A 19,719-nucleotide genomic window follows, 5' to 3' on the forward strand; every position below is an offset into this window, starting at 1 on the left:
ATGAATAAACCTCTGCAAGGCGTGAAGATCATCGACTTCACCCACGTGCAAGCCGGCCCGGCCTGTACCCAGATGCTGGCCTGGTTCGGCGCTGACGTGATCAAGGTCGAGCGTCCCGGCGCTGGCGACGTGACCCGTTCGCAGCTGCGCGACATCCCTGACGCGGACGCGCTGTACTTCACGATGCTGAACTCCAACAAGCGCTCGCTGACCCTGGACACCAAGACCCAGGAAGGCAAGGAAGTGCTGGAGAAGCTGATCAAGGCTTCCGACGTGATGGTCGAGAACTTTGGCCCGGGCGCGCTGGACCGCATGGGCTTCACCTGGGAGCGCATCCAGGAACTGAACCCGAAGATGATCCTGGCGTCCGTCAAGGGCTTCTCGGAAGGCCACCACTACGAAGACCTGAAGGTCTACGAGAACGTGGCACAGTGCGCCGGCGGCGCTGCCTCGACCACCGGCTGGTGGAAAGGCGAGAACAGCGAGCCGACCATCTCGGCAGCTGCGCTGGGCGACTCCAACACCGGTATGCACCTGGCTATCGGCATCCTGACCGCCTATATCGGTCGCATGCAGACCGGCCGTGGCCAGAAGGTTGCGGTTTCGATGCAGGACGCCGTGCTGAACCTGTGCCGTGTGAAGATGCGCGACCAGCAGCGTCTCGAGCGCGTTGGCTACCTGGAAGAGTATCCGCAGTATCCGCACGAAATGGATGCCTTCAAGGACAAGGTTGTTCCGCGCGGCGGCAACGCCGGCGGCGGCGGCCAGCCGGGCTGGATCCTGAAGTGCAAGGGCTGGGAAACCGATCCGAACGCGTACATCTACTTCACCGTCCAGGGTCATGCCTGGGCACCGATCTGCGACGCGCTGGGCAAACCCGAGTGGAAAACCGATCCGGCCTACACCACACCGCAAGCTCGCCAGCCGCACATCAATGAAATCTTCGCCACCATCGAAGACTTCATCAAGGACAAGACCAAGTACGAAGCCGTCAACATCTTCCGCAAGTTCGACATTCCTTGCGCTCCGGTGCTGTCGATGGCGGAACTGCTGCGCGACGAGTCCCTGCGCAAGTCCGGTTCGATCGTGGAAGTGCAGCATCCGGTCCGCGGTTCCTACTACACGATCGGCAGCCCGATCAAGTTCTCGGAACTGAAGCCGGAAGTCACCGCGTCGCCGCTGCTGGGTCAGCACACCGACGAAGTGCTGGAAGAGCTGGGCTACACCGCGCAGCAAATCCAGGCAATGCACGAAGGCAAGGCCGTCTAAGACGGTTGGATGGATCAGGGCGGCATGAGCTGAATTCGCCGCCCGCTACAACGGCGCCCGGCACCTGCAAAGGTCCGGGCGCTTTTTCTTTTCACGCTATCCCTTGAGGCACGCAGTCATGGAAAGCAATCTCGATTTCAAGCAACTCGTCGACGGCATAGGCGAAGGCGTGGTGGTGGCCAGCGCCGCCGGCGACATCATCTACTGGAATGCCGCCGCGACTCGCATCTTTGGCTTTACCGAAGCGGATGCAATGGGCAAGTCGCTCGACATCATCATCCCCGAGCGGCAACGCCAGCGGCACTGGGATGGCTATCACAAGACCATGGAAACCGGTCAGACGCGCTATGGCAATGATCTGCTGCGGGTGCCGGCCTTGCACAAGGACGGGCGCACGCTGTCGATTGCCTTTACTGTCGCGATGCTGCATGCAGCTGATGGGAAGGTGTCGGCAATCGTGGCCGTCGTGCGCGATGAGACGCAGCGCTGGGCCGAGGAGCGTGAGTTGAAGCGGCGGGTCAATGAGTTGGAAGCCGGGCTGAAGTCATAGGCCTGGGCTTGCCCCTGGGGGATGACGAAACTAGACTTGCGCAGCTTATTGTGACAAGTCCCTTTCGCGCTATTTTCTCGACGTGGAGCTCGCCATGCATGTCGTCAATCTCTCCGAAGCCTGCAACAAGCTGAATGATGTCATTGACCGCGTGTCCAGGGATGGCGATGTCACCGTCATCTCCCGCCCTGACGCTGCGGACGCGGTGATCATGTCACTCGATCATTACAACAGCCTGATCGAAACGATGTACCTGCTCCAATCTCCTGCAAACGCGGCGCAACTTGCCCGATCGATCGGGCGGTGGCGAACGGAACAAGCGCGCTTACGCAATCTCGATGACGAGGAGCACGAGGCTAGTCACCTGCTTCTACTGGAAGACGCCTGCCGCGGCCTCGCGGATGTCGTTGCGGGGCAGGTCAAGGATGCACATGGCGCGCTGTCGGCCATCAAGCGCCGCCGCGCCGCCAAGTCCCGGTGAAGAGCTCACACCATGTTGACAGGGGTGGGAGTGCCGCTCATACATGCACCTCCCCCGACCCATCGCAGCGCGAGCAGGCTTCGGTACCCACGCCATGACACGACGGACAGCGCACCGGGTGCTGCTCCACGCCGAGGCCGGGATTGATCAGCGCTTCGTTATTGCTCTCTTCCACCTTGCCGGTGCCCTTGCAGCGATGGCACTGCAACACGCCGGTGCCGCCGCATTTCGGACAAGCTGCCATGTTCGTCTCCTTGGAATATTGTCGAGCCGGGTCGCCCCGGTGTTCTTATTTCGCGCCCATCATCACGCGCAAATGCGCGGCCGTGCCCGAGGCCAGGCCTTCGAGGCTGTAACCGCCTTCGAGGATGGATACCACCTTGCCGCCGCAGCAGGCATCGGCAATCTTCATCAGCTCTTCGGTAATCCAGGCGAAGTCGTCGTCGGTGAGATTCAGTCCGGCCAGCGGATCGAGATGATGCGCATCGAAGCCGGCCGAGATGATCAGCAGCTCGGGGTTGAAGGCCTTCAATGCCGGCAGGATGTCGGACTCGTTGCCGGCGCGGAAGTCGGAGGAATCCGCGCCGCGCGCCAGCGGCACATTGACGATGTTGTGCGCCACGCCGGTCTCCGAGCGGCTGCCGGTGCCGGGATAAAACGGCGACTGATGGCTCGATGCGTAGAACAGACCGGGCTTGTCAAAGAAAGCGGCTTGGGTGCCGTTGCCGTGATGGACGTCGAAGTCCACCACCGCCACGCGCGACAGGCCATGCTTTTCCTGCGCATGGACCGCGGCAATCGCCGCCTGGTTGAACACGCAAAAGCCCATCGCGCGGCTCGGCTCGGCATGATGGCCGCAGGGACGCGTGGCGCAGAACACATTGTCGGCCGCGCCGGACATCACGTCGTCGACGCCGGCGCAGGCTGCGCCGACGCAGCGCATCACCGCTTCCAGCGAGCCGGGCGACATCACGGTGTCGCCGCCGTCGAGCACGACATAGCCCTGGGTAGGCGCGTTGTCGATGATCAGGTCGACGAAGTCGGGGCGATGCACCAGGGCGACCTGCTCGCGCGTGCCGCGCGGCGCGTCGCGCCATTGCAATGCGGAGAATTCGGGGGTTTGCAGCGCGTCCAGCACTGCGGTGAGACGGGCCGGAGCTTCGGGATGGCCAGCGCCCGGGCGGTGATCCATGCAGGCTGCATGGGTGTAGACGATCGTGGTCATGATGGGGATGCCCGAGAAGGATGCGGGCATCGTCTCCTTTTTCTCTTGGATGGGCACGGCGCCACGCGGGTGCGCGACGCCGGGGTTTGTAGGGTGGGTGCAACCCACGCGGTGTGCGTCAACGGAGCACGGTCCGCGTGGGCTGCGCCCACCCTACGGTCTTACTTCGCCAGCGCGGCTTCCTTCAATGCCACGCCCTGCTCGCCCGCGACCGCGCCCAGGATCTGGCCGCCGCCGTAGCTGGTCTGCACCGGCGCTTCGCCGCCGACGCTGACCTTGATGGCGCAATACTTGAACTCCGGGATCTTCGCGAACGGGTCCAGCGCCGCATTGGTCAGCCGGTTGATCGCCGCTTCGTAGTAGCAGAAGGGCACGAAGATCGCGCCGCGCGGCGAGCCGGCATCGGCGCGTGCATACAGCGTGATACGGCCGCGACGCGACTCGATCGTGATCACGTCGCCCGGCTTGCCGCCGAGTTCGTCCAGGTCCAGCGGATGCACCAGCGCCACCGGATCCGGCTCGAGCGCGTCCAGCATCGAGGCGCGCCGGGTCATGCTGCCGGTGTGCCAGTGCTCGAGCTGACGGCCCGTGATCAGCACCATCGGATACTCGGTGTCGGGACGCTCGGCCGCCGGGATCACGTCGGCCGGCACGAAGCGGGCGCGGCCGGATTCACGCGGGAAGTCTTCGACGAACACCACGGCTTCGCCTGGATCGCCTTCCTTGCGGCACGGGTACATCACCGCGTTGTCGCGCTCAAGACGGTCCCAGGTGATGCCGGCAATGCTCGGCATCGCATGGCGCATCTCGTCGAACACTTCCGACACATGCTTGTACTGCCAGTCCAGGCCCATGCGGCGCGCGATTTCCTGGATGATCCACAGGTCCGGCTTGGCCTGGCCCGGCGGATCGATGGCCTGGCGGCCCATCTGCACCAGACGGTCGGTGTTGGTGAAGGTGCCGGTCTTTTCCGCGAAGGCGGTGGCCGGCAGGATCACGTCGGCCAGGTACGCCGTCTCGGTCAGGAAGATGTCCTGCACCACCAGGTGGTCGAGCGAGGCCAGCGCGGCGCGGGCGTGGTTGGCGTCCGGATCGGACATCGCCGGGTTCTCGCCCATGATGTACATGCCGCGGACGGTGCCAGCATCGATGGCGTCCATGATCTCGACCACGGTCAGGCCCGGGTTGGCATCCAGCGTGCCGGGCGCGAGCTTCCAGTGCTTCTCGAAGCCGGCGCGCGCCTTCTCGTCCGACACGTGCTGATAGTCCGGATACATCATCGGGATCAGGCCGGCGTCGGACGCGCCCTGCACATTGTTCTGGCCGCGCAGCGGATGCAGGCCGGTGCCGGGACGGCCGATCTGGCCCGTCATCAGCGACAGCGCGATCAGGCAGCGCGCATTGTCGGTGCCGTGCACGTGCTGCGATACGCCCATGCCCCACAGGATCATCGAGCCCTTCGAGGTCGCGTACAGGCGAGCGACATAGCGCAGCGTTTCCGCGTCGATGCCGCAGATCGGCGCCATCTTTTCCGGCGTGTATTCGGCGACGTTGGCGCGCAGCTCATCAAAGCCGATGGTGCGGCTCTCGATGAAGTCCTTGTCGACCAGGCCTTCTTCGACGATGACGTGCATCATCGCGTTCAGCATGGCCACGTCGGTGTCGGGCTTGAACTGCATGAAGCGGTGCGCATGGCGCGCCAGGTCGGAACGACGCGGATCCATCACGATCAGCTTGGTGCCGTTGGCCACGGCGTTCTTGATCCAGGTCGCGGCAACCGGGTGGTTCACGGTCGGGTTCGCGCCGATCACGATCACGACTTCGGCCTTGGTCACGTCCATCACCGGGTTCGATACCGCGCCGGAGCCGATGCCTTCCAGCAGCGCCACCACGGAGGATGCATGGCACAGGCGCGTGCAATGGTCGACGTTGTTGCTGCCGAAGCCCACGCGCACCAGCTTCTGGAACAGATAGGCTTCCTCGTTGCTGCCCTTGGCCGAGCCGAAGCCGGCCAGCGCTTTCTTGCCGAAGTTGTCGCGGATCTCGGCCAGCTTGCCGCCGGCGTATTCCAGCGCTTCTTCCCAGGTCGCTTCGCGGAAGACGTCCATGACGCGGGTCGGGTCCATCGTGAAGTCGCCGGACTTGGGCGCGTCGGCGCGGCGGATCAGCGGCACGGTGAGGCGATGCGGATGGTGCGCATAGTCGAAGCCGTAGCGGCCCTTGACGCACAGGCGGCCATGGTTGGCCGGGCCGTCGCGACCTTCGACGAACAGGATCTTGTTGTCCTTGACGTTGTAAGTCATCTGGCAGCCGACGCCGCAGTACGGGCAGACCGAGTCGACCTGCTTGTCCGGCACGGTCAGCGCGACCTCGCGCGCCGGCATCAGCGCGCCGGTCGGGCAGGCCTGCACGCATTCGCCGCAGGACACGCAGGTGGAATTGCCCATCGGGTCGTCCATGTCGAAGACGATCTTCTCGGCATTGCCGCGCAGGGCCAGGCCGATGACGTCATTCATCTGCTCGTCGCGGCAGGCGCGCACGCAGCGGGTGCACTGGATGCAGGCGTCGAGATTGACGGCAATCGCCGGATGCGACAGGTCGGGAGCGACGCGTGCGCGCGGCTCGAAGCGCGGCTTGCCCACTGCGAGTTCCTCGGCCCACTGGTCGACTTCATTGTGGCGGGTGTACTCGGCTTCCGGCATGTCGGACTGCAGCAGTTCCAGCACCATGCGCTGCGCATGCTGTGCGCGCTCGCTGTCGGTGGTGACGGTCATGCCCGGGGTCGGGAAGCGGCAGCAGGACGGCGACAGCGTGCGCTCGCCATTGATTTCGACGACGCAGGCGCGGCAGTTGCCGGCGCAGTCCAGGCCTTCCTTGTAGCACAGGCGCGGAATCGAGACGCCTTCGCGGTCGGCCACTTCGATGATGGTTTCGGTGGCGCGGGCAACGACGGGATGGCCGTTCAGCGTGAACTCGACCGTCGGCGCGTCGAGCTGCGCGATTTCATTACGGGTAATGGCATTCATTTGGTCGTACCGGTCAATTCATGGGGGAAGTAGCGGACCACGCAGTCCACCGGGTTCGGCGCGGCCTGGCCCAGGCCGCAGATCGATGCGTCGCGCATCACTTGCGACAGGTCGGCCAGCAGCGGCAGATCCCATTCGGGTTTTTCGATCAGGGTCAGCGCTTTCGCGGTGCCGACGCGGCACGGCGTGCACTGGCCGCAGGATTCATCGGCGAAGAAGCGCATCGTGTTGCGCGCGGCGTCCACGGCCGTGTCCTGGTCGGACAGCACCATCACCGCGGCCGAGCCGATGAAGCAGCCGTGGGGTTGCAGCGTATCGAAGTCCAGCGGGATGTTGTTCATCGTCGCCGGCAGGATGCCGCCTGAGGCGCCGCCGGGCAGGTAGGCATAGAAGCTGTGGCCATCCTGCATGCCGCCGCAGAATTCATCGATCAGTTCCTGGATGGTCACGCCGGCCGGGGCCAGCTTCACGCCGGGGTTCTTCACGCGGCCGGACACCGAATAGGAGCGCAGACCCTTGCGGCCGTTGCGGCCATGCGAGGTGAACCAGTCGGCGCCCTTCTCCAGGATGTCGCGCACCCAGTACAGGGTTTCGAAGTTGTGCTCCAGCGTCGGGCGGTTGAACAGGCCCACCTGCGCCACGTACGGCGGACGCAGGCGCGGCATGCCGCGCTTGCCTTCGATGGACTCGATCATCGCCGACTCTTCGCCGCAGATATACGCGCCCGCGCCGCGGCGCAGCTCGATCTTCGGCATGTTGGCGATCGGCGCATTCGCCTGCAGCGCGGCCAGTTCGCGGGTCAGGATCTCGCGGCAGCCGTGGTATTCATCGCGCAGGTAGATGTAGATGTCTTCGATGCCGACGGCCCAGGCGGCGATCAGCATGCCTTCGAGGAAGCGGTGCGGATCGGTCTCGAGATAGGTGCGGTCCTTGAAGGTGCCCGGCTCGCCTTCGTCGATGTTGATCGCCATGAGGCGCGGGCCCTTCTCGTTCCTCACGATGCGCCACTTGCGGCCGGCCGGGAAACCCGCGCCGCCCAGGCCGCGCAGGCCCGAGTTTTCCATCGTCTTCAGCACCGATTCGACATCGACTTCGCCGGACACGCAGCGCTGCAGCAGGCCATAGCCGCCATTGTCGAGATAGCCGGCATGGTCGAGCCAGCCTTGAGGGACGTCGCGAATCTCGCCTTTTTCCACGGCCTGCTGCACGGTTTCGCATTGCGCATGCGGAATCGGCTTCTGGCCGACCACCACCACCGGCGCCTGCTCGCAGCGGCCGACGCAGGGCGCGGGAATCACGCGCACGTCGGTGCCGAGGATTTCGGGCAGCTTGTGCAGCAGGTCGTGCGCGCCGGCCATTTCGCAGGACAGGCTTTCGCAGACGCGCACGGTCAATGCCGGCGGCGCTTCCTGGCCTTCGCGCACCACGTCGAAGTGATGGTAGAAGCTCGCCACTTCGTAGACCTCGGCCTGCGCCATGCGCAGCTCGTGCGCGAGCGCCACCAGGTGGCGGGTGGACAGGCAGTGATATTGATCCTGGATCAGGTGCAGGCATTCGATCAGCAGATCGCGCCGGCGCGGCATGTCGCCAAGCAGTGCGCGCACTTCTTCCTGCGCCGCGGGATCGACCTGGCGACCCTTCGGCGCCTCGCGCTTGCGCTGCTTGGTGGCGCCTTGCACTGCGATCGGAATAATCATCTGGTTCATCGTATTTCCTGGAAAAGCTCTGGGGTTGATTCGCTGCAGCGGCCACGGCCATCAGGGCCGCCAGCATGCCAGCGAGTTGGCCGGACCGCTGGCACATGCCGGCGGCCCGGGCCGGATTCAGATCACGCGCTCTTCGCGCAGCGCGGCGATGGCCTCAGCCGAATAGCCGAGCTGCGCCAGCACTTCATCGGTGTGCTCGCCCAACAGCGGCGAGCGGGTCACATCCGTCGGGCTGTCGGACAGCTTGATCGGATTGCCCACCGTCAGGTACTTGCCGCGCACCGGATGATCGACCTCGACGATGGTGCCGGTCTCGCGCAGCGACGGCTCTTCGGCGATTTCCTTCATCGACAGGATCGGGCCGCACGGAATGTCGAACTCGTTCAGGATGTCCATCGCCTCGAACTTGGTCTTGGTCATGGTCCATTCCTCGATCGTCGCGAAGATGGACTTCAGGCGCGGCAGTCGCGCGCGCGGCGTGGCGTAATCCGGGTCGGTGATCCACTCTTCGCGGCCGATCACCTTGCAGATCGCGCCCCATACCGGCGCCTGGGCGATGAAGTAGATGTACGCGTTCGGGTCGGTTTCCCAGCCCTTGCACCTGAGCACCCAGCCCGGCTGGCCGCCGCCCGAGGCATTACCCGCGCGCGGCACCGCTTCGCCGAAGGCTTTGCCGTCCGAGAACTGCGGATACTCTTCCATCACGCCGGTGCGTTCCAGGCGCTGCTGGTCGCGCAACTTCACGCGGCACAGGTTCAGCACCGCATCCTGCATCGCCGCCAATACCTTCTGGCCGCGGCCGGTCTTTTCGCGCTGGTACAGCGCGGTGACGATGCCCAATGCCAGGTGCAGGCCGGTGCCGCTGTCGCCGATCTGCGCGCCGGTGACCATCGGCGGGCCGTCATCGAAGCCGGTGGTCGAGGCTGCGCCGCCGGTGCACTGCGCGACGTTCTCGTACACCTTGCAATCCTCGTACGGGCCCGGGCCGAAACCCTTGACCGAGGCAACGATCATCTTCGGATTCAGTTCCTGGATGCGCTCCCAGGTAAAGCCCATGCGGTCGAGCGCGCCGGGCGCGAAGTTCTCGACCATCACGTCGCACTCCTTGATCAGGGTCTCGAGCACCTGCTTGCCGGACGGCTTCTTGGTGTCGAGCGTGATCGAGCGCTTGTTGTGGTTGAGCATGGTGAAGTACAGGCTGTCGGCGTCCTGGATGTCGCGCAGCTGGCCGCGCGTGGCATCGCCTTCGCCGGTCTTTTCCACCTTGATCACGTCCGCGCCGAACCAGGCCAGCAGCTGGGTGCAGGTCGGGCCGGACTGCACATGGGTGAAGTCCAGGATCCGGACCCCTTCGAGGGCTTTCGTCATCAATGTCTCCTGCAGATTATGGTTATCTTTGCTATTGGCCCCTGCGTGCCCTGTGCTCGATTCCGGCGCATTCCGCCGACGATGCGGCCTGGCGCAACCTGTCGCCTTGCGGGAATTGTATATCCGTAATGACTTTCGGAACGATGCTTGAGGCAGTTCGCATTCCGCACCAACGCGCTGAACCACTATGTTGATCTGACAGTAAAGTCGTATCATTCACGCCGTCGTGCCTGCCATCTTGCGCCCTACACCTGCCTGACCACCTGCCTTGGCTTGAAATCATCATAGCGACCGGCACAGGTTTTGCTCATTGACCGGGGTCAATTTTCGCAGCATGCTCGGTTTCAAACTTATAACGATACAAAAGACATGACATCTGTTGCGGGACATCCCGAGAAGAACATCATCCGGGTCCAGCTGAAGCAAAACACCGTATTGAAAGTGCTGCGGGACAGCGAGCTTGCGGCGCTGGAACCTTACCTGACCATCGTTGACTGCAACAAGGGCGACGTGCTGCTGCACCAGGGCATCCACGAAATGGAGCAGTATTTCGTGCTGGACGGCATTTTGAAGCGCGTGGTGACCAGCCCGACGGCCAAGGAAATGATTCTGCGCTTTGCCGCCGAGCGCGATATCGAAACGAGTTACGCCGCCTGGCGCCTGAAAACGCCCACGCCCTACAGCATCGTGTCGGTGACGAAGTCGCGCGTGGCCAAGCTGCAGCTGCCGCAGTGGGTGAAGTACATCGAAAGCCATTCGCAGGTAAAGCAGGCCTTCGAATTCGAGGTGATGCAATTGATGAGCGAGATCATGGCGCACACGATCACGCTGCACCTGCTGAACGCGCCCGGTCGGGTGCACCGCTTTGTGCGCAAGCACACGGATCTGTTCGAGCGGCTGCCGAAGAAGGAATTGGCGTCGTATCTGAATTTGTCGCCAGAAACGCTGAGCAGGTTGAAAAATCAGGGAAAGATTTGAGTTGGATGGGAGTAAGGCGTAGGTTGGGCTGACGAAGGAAGCCCAATATGCTCGTGGTTTGCGGACGCCGGATGTTGGCTCGCTCGCAGGCTGGACTGACAAGTCCAACATGCCAGCGGACCGCAGGCGCTCGATGTTGGGCTTGCCAGCCCAACCTACGCAATGACAAACCGCATCAGCGCGCGTTCTTTGCAGCCGGCGCATCCGACCGTCCCATCTCCCCGTCGATGACACGATGCACAGCGTCCCAGCCGCGCGCGTTGGCAAGCGCGTCAGCGCCTGCACCGAGCGCGGCGGCAAAGTCGTCGCCGACCAGCAGGATCAGGGTATGCGTCAGTCCGGGATCGTCGCTCTCGGCGGCTGCGCGAGCGCCGCGCAGCGCGTCGTCCAGCGCGATGGCCTCCACCGCTGCGCGAAATCCATCCCCTTCGCGCCGCAGCGCGCCGATTTGCCCGCTCTCGACCAGCAGGAAGAAGCCGCGCGCATTGCGCGCCAGCAGCGCCATTGCCTTCACGGTCATCTGCGCCAGGCTGGGCTCGGCGGAGGCGTCGCGGTCAGCTTCGTCGCTTACGCTGTCCCAGGCGAAGAGTCCGAATACCCGCCGCGGCAAAGCCGCATCCAGCGCGCGGAATCCGGCGATGTTTTCAATGATGCGGAAGTCGCGCGTTGCCAACTCGTCGAGCAGCCTGCGGCCGTCCTCGCGCTTGCCGCCCAGCGCCGACGGCAGGAAGAACAACCGGCCGCCGCCGAGCGCCAGGTCCAGTCCTTCGGGGCCCAGCGCCGGGTTGTAGCCGGGGCCGCCGGGCACGAGCATCGCGGCGAGTGCATTTTCGTCGTCCGTCGCACAGGCAGGCGCATAGGTCGATGCCAGGACCGCTCCGGTAAGGCGCGCGGTGGTGATGATGCCAGCGGCCAGGCCGCGCGAGCGCGCGCGCGCGACGAAGTTTGGCGGCACGGACGCTCCTGCGCCGCATTCCATAGCGGCGACCGCGCCGGCATGCGGCACTGCGCTCATCAGCGGGAGGAACATCGCGGCGCGGTCAGCCTCGGGCGCGATGGCGGTCCGCGCCGGCATGCTGTCGATGGCCAGCGTCCGCCCTTCCCGCCCGGCTGCGGCGCGCGCCGCAGCCAGCGTCTTGGCATCCAGGCCGGTGCCCACCAGCAGCACCAGCCGCGTCGCCTCGGCTGCGTTCGGCTTGGCCGGCGCGACCTCGTCCGTGCGCGCCACGCCGCCGGCGCAGCCCGCCAGGCAAACCGCCGCCAGCCAGGCAACGCCGCGCAACATGGGGCAAAGCGCCCGCACTACATCCGCTCCGGCGGCATCGGATGGCTGAAGAAATAACCCTGGTAGGCGTGGCAGCCGAGTGATTCCAGGAAATCGCGCTGCGCGCCGCTTTCCACGCCCTCGGCCACCACCTGCAGGCCAAGAATCTGGCCCAGCGCGAGGATGGTGCGGGCGATCGCGGCGTCGTTCGGATCGGTCAGCACGTCGCGCACGAAGCTGCGGTCGATCTTGATCTGGTCCAGCGGCAGGCGCTTCAGATACGACAGCGAAGAGTAGCCGGTGCCGAAGTCGTCCAGCGAAAAGCCGACGCCGGCTTCGCGCAGCCGCGCCATCTTGGCGATGGTTTCCTCGGGGTTTTCCACCAGCACGCTCTCGGTCAGCTCCAGCTTCAGGCGCCGCGGATCGATGCCGCTGTCGCGCACCACCTTCAGCACCAGTTCGACGAATTGCGGGTGACGGAACTGGCTGGCGCTGACATTGACCGACACCGGCCAGTTGCCGCCACCGCGCTGTCCTCCCCATTCCCTGAGCTGGCGGCAGGCCGATTCCAGCACCCACAATCCGAGCGGCAAAATCAGGCCGGTTTCCTCGGCCAGCCGGATGAAGTAATCCGGACTGACCAGGCCGCGCTGCGGATGGCGCCAGCGCACCAGCGCTTCCATGCCGATGGTATTGCCGGCGCTATCGGTCTGCGGCTGGTAGTACAGCAGGAATTCGCCGCGGGCGAGCGCTTCGCGGATCTCGCGCTCCAGCGCCACGCGCGCATTGATGGCCGATTGCATCGCCGGATCGAAGAAGCAGGCGGTGTTGCGGCCGGCGGCCTTGGCCTGGTACATCGCCAGGTCGGCGCGCTTGAACAGGTCGTCGACATCGCCATGTTCGCGGTCGAACAGGGCCACGCCCATGCTCGGCGTGCAGTGGTAACGATCGGCGCCCAGGACGAAATCGGCGCGGAAGGCTTCCAGGATTTTTTCAATCACCACCTCGGCATGCGCGGCCCCGGTCTCGGCATCGCGGCCGAGGTCTTCGAGCAGGATCACGAATTCGTCGCCGCCCAGCCGCGCCACGGTATTGCAGCGGCGCACGCAGGATTCGATGCGCCGCGCGATCTGCTGCAGCAGCAGATCGCCCTTGTCGTGCCCAAGGGTGTCGTTCAGGGTCTTGAAATTGTCGACATCGAGGAAGATCAGCGCGCCGACCATGCCGCTGCGGCGCGCCGCTTCCAGCGATTGCTGCAGCCGGTCCATCAGCAGACGTCGGTTCGGCAGAGCTGTCAGCGAGTCATAGAACGCCAGGCGCTCGATCTCGGCCTCGGCGCGCTTGCGCTCGGTGATGTCGCGCTGCACCGCGACGAAATAGCTGATCGCGCCGCTTTGGTCGGTCACCGGTGAAATCGTGCACTCCACCCAGAAGGTCGAACCGTCGCGGGCATAGTTGAGCAGCTCGGCCGTGACCGGCTCGCAGTGGTCCAGCGCTTCGCCGATGCGCCGCAACTGCTGCCTGTCGGTTTTCGGGCCCTGCAGCATGCGCGGCGAGCGGCCGATGACTTCGGCGGCGGCATAGCCGGTGATGCGCTCGAAGGCTTCGTTGACGAACAGGATGCGCGGACCGGGCTCGGCCAATTCGCTCGCCTCGGTAATCATGATCGCGTCCTTGATGCGCGAGATGCAGTCGTGCAGCAGGCGCAGTGTGCCTTGGGAGGCGTGCTGTTCGGTGATGTCCTGCATCGTGCCGACCAGCACCCGGTGGCCGCCGTCGCGCACGCGCATTTCCGCGCGCTGGCGCACGCTGCGCTGCGAGCCGTCGGGCAGGCGGATGCGATGTTCGATGTCGAGCGCGGCTCCCTGCAGCGCGCAATCGATCGCGGCGGCGACGCGGCGGCGGTCGCTGGGCGGCACCAGGCGTAACAGGCTCGGCAAATCCTCGGCGGCGCGCGGCGGCAAATCGAGCAGGCTGTACAGCTCTTCCGAACAGCGCAGCTTGCGCGAGCCGGCATCGAGTTCCCAGCCGCCCATGCCGGCGATGCGCTGCGCATCCTGCAGACTGTGCGCCTGATTGCGCAGCACGTCGTTCATCCGGTCGCGCTCTTCGAGCAGCTGGCCCAGGTCGCGGCGCTGGCGGCGCAGTTCGAGCAGCGCCATGACCTGGCCGGCGAGTATCTGCATGGTCTGCATCTGGCGCGCATCCAGCGTGCGCGGCACCCGGTCCAGCACCGCGAGCGCGCCCAGGCCGTAGCCTTCGCGGGAGCGCAGCGGAAAACCGGCATAGAAACGCAGATGCGGATCGCCGGTCACCAGCGGGTTGTCGTGGAATTTCGGATCGGCGGCCGCGTCGGCGACGATCATCGGCATTTCCTGCTGGATCGTGCGATTGCAAAAGGCAATCGAGCGCGCCGTCTGCCGCACATTGAGGCCGACGGCGGATTTGAACCACTGCCGGGTTTCATCCACCAGCGTGATGACCGCCATGGGCGCATCGCACACGCTGGCCGCAAAGCGCGTGATGTCGTCGAAGGCTTGTTCCGGCTCGGTGTTCAGTACATCGAAAGACCGCAATGCTTCAAGCCTGCCCGCCTCGTCCTGTCTATCGTGATTCATTCCTGGTTCTTGCCGGCTTCCGCAAGGCGATGAGGTGGCCTTGCTTCCCGTACTTCCAATTTGAAATTTTTACCAATCATAAACCGATAACCGAACATAAAGTCTACATTTTGTAGTTACCTTTAGGAAATTCGAAACGGGAGGTTTCGCTGACCTTGTCGCTATGCCAGCTCTTGTATAGTGGCGGCAGCCTGGGAGGCTGTTATGCCCCTTGAAAAGAGTCCATGACAGTTTCCAGCACACCATTATTTACAAGGAGCAACATGCACCGACGCGACCTGCTGAAAGCATCCGCCGCCCTGGCGCTGACGAAACTCTCCCCATCGGCATACGCGGCAGGCGAAGCTGCTGCTGCCACGCTGAAAACCCTAGGCGGTCCGCAAGCATTCGACTTTGCCTGGCTCAAGGGCCGTGCGCACGCCATGGCCGCGCAAGCCTATCAAAACCCGGATTTCAAACTGCCGGCGAAGGTGGCCGGGCTCGATTGGGACCAGTACCAGGCAATCCAGTACCGCGACGAGCATGCGCTGTGGGCCGACGACAAGCTGCGTTTCCAGGTGAAGTTCTTCCACCTGGGACTGTTCTTCAAGCAGCCGGTGCGCATGCATGAAATCGTCGCCGGGCAGGCGCGCGAGATTGCCTACGATCCGCAGATGTTCAACTATGGCAAGAGCGGCCTGAAGGGCAGCGACCTGCCGAAGGATCTCGGCTTTGCCGGCTTCCGGGTGAACTTCCACACCGACCTGACGCGCGACATCACCGCCTTTCTCGGCGCGAGCTATTTCCGCGCCGTCGGCGGCGACTGGCAATACGGCCTGTCGGCGCGCGGCCTGGCAATCGATACCGGCATGGGCCGGCCCGAGGAATTCCCGGTGTTCCGTGAATTCTGGCTCGAGCGGCCGGACGCGAAATCGAACCGGCTCACCGTGTATGCGCTGCTGGATTCGCCCAGCGTTGCCGGCGCCTATCGCTTCGTGATCGAACCGGGCGCGGCCACGGTGATGGACATCGATTGCGCGCTGTATCCGCGCGCCGAAATCGAGCGCCTCGGCATCGCGCCGGCGACCAGCATGTACCAGACCGGCGAAAACGACCGGCGCATGGCCAACGACTGGCGGCCGGAAATCCATGACAGCGACGGCCTGGCGATGTGGTCCGGCGCCGGCGAATGGATCTGGCGGCCGCTGACCAACCCGGAGCAATTGCGTTTCAATGCCTATGGCGACGCGAATCCGCGCGGTTTCGGCCTGCTGCAGCGCGACCGCGATTTCGACCATTACCAGGATGACGGCGTGTTCTACGATCGCCGTCCCAGCCTGTGGGTCGAGCCGAAATCCGGCTGGGGCAAGGGCTCGGTGCAGCTGGTGGAAATACCGACCGCGGATGAAACCTTCGACAACATCGTCGCCTTCTGGAACCCGGAAGCGCGGCCTATGCCGGGACAGGAATTGCTGTTCGCATACCGGCTGTACTGGGGAACGAAGATGCCGCATACGCCGAACGCGGCCACGGTGGTCGCCAGTCGCAACGGCATCGGCGGCGTGGTCGGGCAAAAGCGCAAGTATTTTTCCTGGCGCTTTTCGGTGGATTTCGCCGGCGGCGACCTTGGCCTGCTGGGCAAGAATGCGAAGGTGAAGCCGGTGATCTCGACCAGCGCCGGCAGCGTCGAGATTACATCGGCGCGCCCGCTGGAAAGCATCCGCGGTTATCGCGCGATGTTCGATCTCAAGGTGCCGGACGAGGTCAAGGGACCGATCAATCTGCGACTGTTCCTGGAAAACGATGGCCAGGCGCTGTCGGAAACCTGGCTGTATCAGTGGACGCCGCCGGCACGACGCAATCTCGACTGAGACGCCTGGCTGCATTTTCCATGTAGGGTGGGCGCCAGCCCACGCGGCTCGTTGATCGAATAACCGCGTGGGCTGGCGCCCACCCTACGAAGACCGGCGCACCGCCACGCAAACACGTTTTATCGCTCTTGCCCTCCTGGCACAAACGCCAGCCGCTGCGCGATGAACGCATCGAACGCTGCCAGCAGCGGCGCATAACGCTCCCTGTCCCCCTCCAGCAGCGCCAGCGCATGGCATACCGCCTCCAGCGTGGAAAGCTGGTCGGCGCGCCTGGCCCGGCGGATGCGGTAACGCGAAGGCGGCGGATCCGCCAGCGCCAGGCGCGGCAGCGCGGCCAGCGCCGGGTTGGCGTCGAACAGGCGTCGGCTCTTGCGCCAGGTGCCGTCCAGCACCACCAAGCGCAGCCGCTCAGGGTCCGACGGCAGCGCGATGCGCTCCGGCGACGGCGCCAGACCCGGCGTTTCCGGATACAACAACAGCGCTTGCGGCGCCTCGCCAGATTCGGTGCCCGGTGCCGGCTGGCGCAACAGCGCCTCGAGTTCCTCCGGTGCGAAACCTTCACCAACGGCCAGGCGGCTTTTCGCCAGACACAAGCGCATCAGGCGCACGCTGTTCTTCGCGTTTTCCACCTCCAGCGGATGCTGCAGCACCAGCACCTCGACCCGATTCCGGATAGGCACTGCCCATGGGCAGATGCAACTGCGTGGCGGCAGGCCACAGCTTGCGCATAGCGTGCGCGTCGCGCTTCGGGAAGGAATCATGGGCGCGGAGCATACCGTGTCTGCCGGTGAAACGCCGCGCCGGTGGCAAGGCGGCCGGCATCGTGGGGCTGGTCAGCGCGAATACGCGCTAAAGGTTTTCCTGAAAGCTCCGTTACCGATGACACATTGTTGACAGTTTTCACTACCTAAAAGAAGCCTCATGAACTTTCTCACCTCCCTGCGCATCGGCAATCGGCTTGCCGCCGGCTTTGCCATCGTGCTGCTGCTTTCCCTCGTTTCCGCCGGTTTCGGCATGTGGCAATTGCGCGCGATGTCGGAAAAAACCCGCCTGATGATGGAGAAGCCCTTGGCCAAGGAGCGCATGGCGGCCGATTGGGCGCGCAATACCAGTTCGGCAATCCGCCGCACTTCGGCGATCGCGAAAAGCACTGACGATTCGCTGCCGGCTTTCTTCGCGGAAGACATTGCCTACACGGCGAAAAGCTCGACCGAAATCCAGAAAGCCTTCGAAGCGCTGCTGGAAAGCGACGCCGAAAAAGCGCTGTTCACCCGGGTCAGCGAGGCACGCAAGAAATACACCGTGGCACGTGATGCGACAGTGAAGGCGAAAAAGGAAGGTCATGCAGCCGAATCGCTGCGCATCCTGGAACAGGAATATCTGCCCTTGTCGAAACAGTACGAGGACGGCATGAAGGAATTGGTTGGCTATGAGCGCGGTGCGATCGATGCACTGTCTAAGCAGATTGCGGAAGCGGCGCAACGCGGCCTGATGCTGCAGGGCGTGTTCGCCGTGCTCGTGCTGGCGCTGGGCGCGCTGTGCTCGCTGCTGATCGCCCGCAGCATCACCCGCCCGCTCACCGATGCCGTCGCGGCCGCCGAGCGCGTGGCCGCCGGCGATCTGTCCGCCGACATCCGCTCCAGCAGCCGCGATGAAATCGGCGCCCTGCTCACCGCCCTCGGCGCCATGAGCGCCAACCTGCGCAGCACCGTCGCCCAGGTGCGCGACGGCGCCGAAGCCATTGCCGCCGGCTCCACCGAGATCGCTACCGGCAACATGGACCTGTCCGCCCGCACCGAGCAGCAAGCCTCGTCGCTGGAAGAAACCGCTTCCTCGATGGAAGAACTGACCTCCACCGTCAGGCAGAACGCCGACAATGCCCGCCAGGCCAATGGTCTGGCCCTGGCCGCCTCGGAAGTCGCCGAACGCGGCGGTGCGGTGGTGTCGCAGGTAGTGGCCACGATGAACGATATCGATGCCGCCTCGCGCCGCATCGCCGACATCATCGGCACCATCGATGGCATCGCCTTCCAGACCAATATCCTGGCGCTGAACGCCGCGGTCGAAGCCGCCCGCGCCGGCGAGCAGGGTCGCGGCTTTGCGGTGGTGGCGTCCGAAGTGCGCAGCCTGGCGCAACGCTCGGCGTCGGCCGCGCATGAGATCAAGGCATTGATCAGTGACTCGGTGGCCAAGGTCGATACCGGCAGCCAGCTGGTGAACCAGGCGGGCGCGACGATTGAGGAAGTGGTGCAGAGCGTGCGCCGGGTGACGGACATCATGGCCGAGATCACCGCGGCCAGCAGCGAGCAGAGCGCAGGCATCGAGCAGGTCAATGGCGCGGTCACGCAGATGGACGCGGTCACGCAGCAGAATGCCGCGCTGGTCGAACAAGCTGCCGCTGCCGCCGGCAGCCTGCAGGAACAAGCCGCCGCGCTGGCCCGCCTCGTTTCCAGCTTCCGCCTGGCCTGAATGCATTCCGGGCATGGCAGCTTGCCATGCCCGGACATTTAAAACATGCGCGAAAAACGGTTGAATTGCTCGAAATCAATATAATTGTGTTAGCGTAAGCACATAATTTCCATAAGACAATTCCATCCTGCCATTCCCGGGTTCATAACAATTCTTCCAAGGAGACATCCCGTACCATGAATGCCCTGACCAAGCTGCGTATTGGCAACCGACTCGCGGCCAGCTTTGCACTGATTCTTCTGCTTTCCGTCGTTTCCGCCGGTTTCGGCATGTGGCAGTTGCATGCCATGGCCGAGGATGCCCGGCTGATGATGGAAAGGCCGCTGGCGAAGGAAAGGCTTGCTTCCGATTGGGCGCGCCTGACCAGTTCGACGATCCGCCGCACGATGGCGATTGCGCGCAGCTCGGATGCGTCGCTTACCAATTTCTTCGCCGACGATATCGTCTACACCACGAAAGCCATTTCGGACATCCAGAAGCAGATTGAACCGTTGCTGGAGAGCGATGCGGAAAAGGCCCTGTATGACAAGCTGAGCGCGAACCGGAAGAAATACATCGCCTTGCGCGAGGTGGCAGTCAAGGAAAAGGCCGCCGGTAATCAGGAAGCAGCCCTGCGCGTTCTGGAGCAGGAGTTCACGCCGCAGGCGAAACGTTATGAAGACAGCATGAAGGATTTGCTGACGTTTCAACGCAGCGCGATCGATGCGCTGTCGAAGCAGATTGCGGAAGCGGCGCAACGCGGCCTGATGCTGCAGGGTGTGTTCGCCGTGCTCGTGCTGGCGCTTGGGGCGCTGTGCTCGCTGCTGATCGCCCGCAGCATCACCCGCCCGCTCACCGATGCCGTCGCGGCCGCCGAGCGCGTGGCCGCCGGCGATCTGTCCGCCGACATCCGCTCCAGCAGCCGCGATGAAATCG

The 19,719-nt window shown here is 64.3% G+C and carries 15 protein-coding genes; 7 read left to right on the plus strand and 8 right to left on the minus strand.

Going from position 1 to position 19,719, the window contains the following annotated elements:
* The 3 genes from frc (JJB74_RS05075) to JJB74_RS33880 all read left to right on the plus strand — a co-directional run bounded on the left by frc (JJB74_RS05075) (window position 1) and on the right by JJB74_RS33880 (window position 2,300).
* The gene (frc, locus tag JJB74_RS05075; protein ID WP_234483758.1) at window positions 1-1,269 is read left to right on the plus strand and encodes a formyl-CoA transferase; all 1,269 of its coding nucleotides are present in this window, start codon (window positions 1-3) and stop codon (window positions 1,267-1,269) included.
* 118 nt (window positions 1,270-1,387) lie between these two features.
* A complete protein-coding gene (locus JJB74_RS05080; RefSeq protein ID WP_200590682.1) occupies window positions 1,388-1,819 on the plus strand; it encodes a PAS domain-containing protein in 432 nt (143 codons plus the stop codon).
* A gap of 94 nt (window positions 1,820-1,913) precedes the next feature.
* A complete protein-coding gene (locus tag JJB74_RS33880; RefSeq protein WP_200590683.1) occupies window positions 1,914-2,300 on the plus strand; it encodes a type II toxin-antitoxin system Phd/YefM family antitoxin in 387 nt (128 codons plus the stop codon).
* A gap of 37 nt (window positions 2,301-2,337) precedes the next feature.
* On the opposite strand, the gene JJB74_RS05090 is transcribed toward JJB74_RS33880, so the two are convergent.
* From JJB74_RS05090 to frc (JJB74_RS05110), 5 genes are all read right to left on the minus strand, one after another.
* Entirely contained in the window at window positions 2,338-2,544 is a 207-nt protein-coding gene (locus JJB74_RS05090) for a hypothetical protein (RefSeq protein ID WP_200590684.1), read from the minus strand.
* A 45-nt stretch (window positions 2,545-2,589) separates the two neighbouring features.
* Window positions 2,590-3,555, minus strand: coding sequence for a histone deacetylase family protein (locus JJB74_RS05095; protein ID WP_234483760.1), 966 nt, complete (start codon window positions 3,553-3,555; stop codon window positions 2,590-2,592).
* Window positions 3,556-3,686: 131 nt separating this feature from the next.
* Window positions 3,687-6,551 (minus strand): formate dehydrogenase subunit alpha, encoded by a 2,865-nt coding sequence (gene fdhF / locus JJB74_RS05100; RefSeq protein WP_200590685.1) that lies wholly within the window; start codon window positions 6,549-6,551, stop codon window positions 3,687-3,689.
* A complete protein-coding gene (locus JJB74_RS05105; protein WP_200590686.1) occupies window positions 6,548-8,257 on the minus strand; it encodes an NAD(P)H-dependent oxidoreductase subunit E in 1,710 nt (569 codons plus the stop codon). The genes fdhF and JJB74_RS05105 overlap by 4 nt, the downstream gene beginning before the upstream one ends.
* 117 nt (window positions 8,258-8,374) lie before the next feature.
* A complete protein-coding gene (gene frc, locus JJB74_RS05110) occupies window positions 8,375-9,625 on the minus strand; it encodes a formyl-CoA transferase (RefSeq protein ID WP_200590687.1) in 1,251 nt (416 codons plus the stop codon).
* Window positions 9,626-9,994: 369 nt separating this feature from the next.
* On the opposite strand from frc (JJB74_RS05110), the gene JJB74_RS05115 reads away from it, so the two are divergent.
* Window positions 9,995-10,603 carry a Crp/Fnr family transcriptional regulator gene (locus JJB74_RS05115; RefSeq protein WP_200590688.1) on the plus strand — a complete coding sequence of 203 codons (609 nt, stop codon included), beginning with the start codon at window positions 9,995-9,997 and terminating at the stop codon, window positions 10,601-10,603.
* A gap of 175 nt (window positions 10,604-10,778) precedes the next feature.
* On the opposite strand, the gene JJB74_RS05120 is transcribed toward JJB74_RS05115, so the two are convergent.
* Together JJB74_RS05120 and JJB74_RS05125 are read right to left on the minus strand one after the other, a co-directional pair.
* Window positions 10,779-11,888: an alkaline phosphatase gene (locus JJB74_RS05120; protein ID WP_200590689.1), complete on the minus strand. Its 1,110-nt coding sequence runs from the start codon at window positions 11,886-11,888 to the stop codon at window positions 10,779-10,781.
* A gap of 17 nt (window positions 11,889-11,905) precedes the next feature.
* Window positions 11,906-14,485: an EAL domain-containing protein gene (locus tag JJB74_RS05125; RefSeq protein ID WP_200590690.1), complete on the minus strand. Its 2,580-nt coding sequence runs from the start codon at window positions 14,483-14,485 to the stop codon at window positions 11,906-11,908.
* A 263-nt stretch (window positions 14,486-14,748) separates the two neighbouring features.
* On the opposite strand from JJB74_RS05125, the gene JJB74_RS05130 reads away from it, so the two are divergent.
* Complete coding sequence (locus tag JJB74_RS05130; protein WP_200590691.1) at window positions 14,749-16,335, plus strand: glucan biosynthesis protein; 1,587 nt, start codon at window positions 14,749-14,751, stop codon at window positions 16,333-16,335.
* A gap of 119 nt (window positions 16,336-16,454) precedes the next feature.
* On the opposite strand, the gene JJB74_RS05135 is transcribed toward JJB74_RS05130, so the two are convergent.
* Window positions 16,455-17,096, minus strand: a complete 642-nt coding sequence (locus tag JJB74_RS05135) for a tRNA-uridine aminocarboxypropyltransferase (RefSeq protein WP_200590692.1) — start codon at window positions 17,094-17,096, stop codon at window positions 16,455-16,457.
* A 160-nt stretch (window positions 17,097-17,256) separates the two neighbouring features.
* On the opposite strand from JJB74_RS05135, the gene JJB74_RS05140 reads away from it, so the two are divergent.
* Together JJB74_RS05140 and JJB74_RS05145 are read left to right on the plus strand one after the other, a co-directional pair.
* Window positions 17,257-18,804 (plus strand): methyl-accepting chemotaxis protein, encoded by a 1,548-nt coding sequence (locus JJB74_RS05140; RefSeq protein ID WP_200590693.1) that lies wholly within the window; start codon window positions 17,257-17,259, stop codon window positions 18,802-18,804.
* Window positions 18,805-18,980: 176 nt separating this feature from the next.
* The coding region (locus JJB74_RS05145; protein WP_200590783.1) for an MCP four helix bundle domain-containing protein at window positions 18,981-19,719 on the plus strand (739 nt) is incomplete at its 3' end.

Origin of the sequence: Noviherbaspirillum pedocola (assembly GCF_016632335.1) — a bacterium.
Taxonomy (GTDB): Bacteria; Pseudomonadota; Gammaproteobacteria; order Burkholderiales; family Burkholderiaceae_D; genus Noviherbaspirillum_A; species Noviherbaspirillum_A pedocola.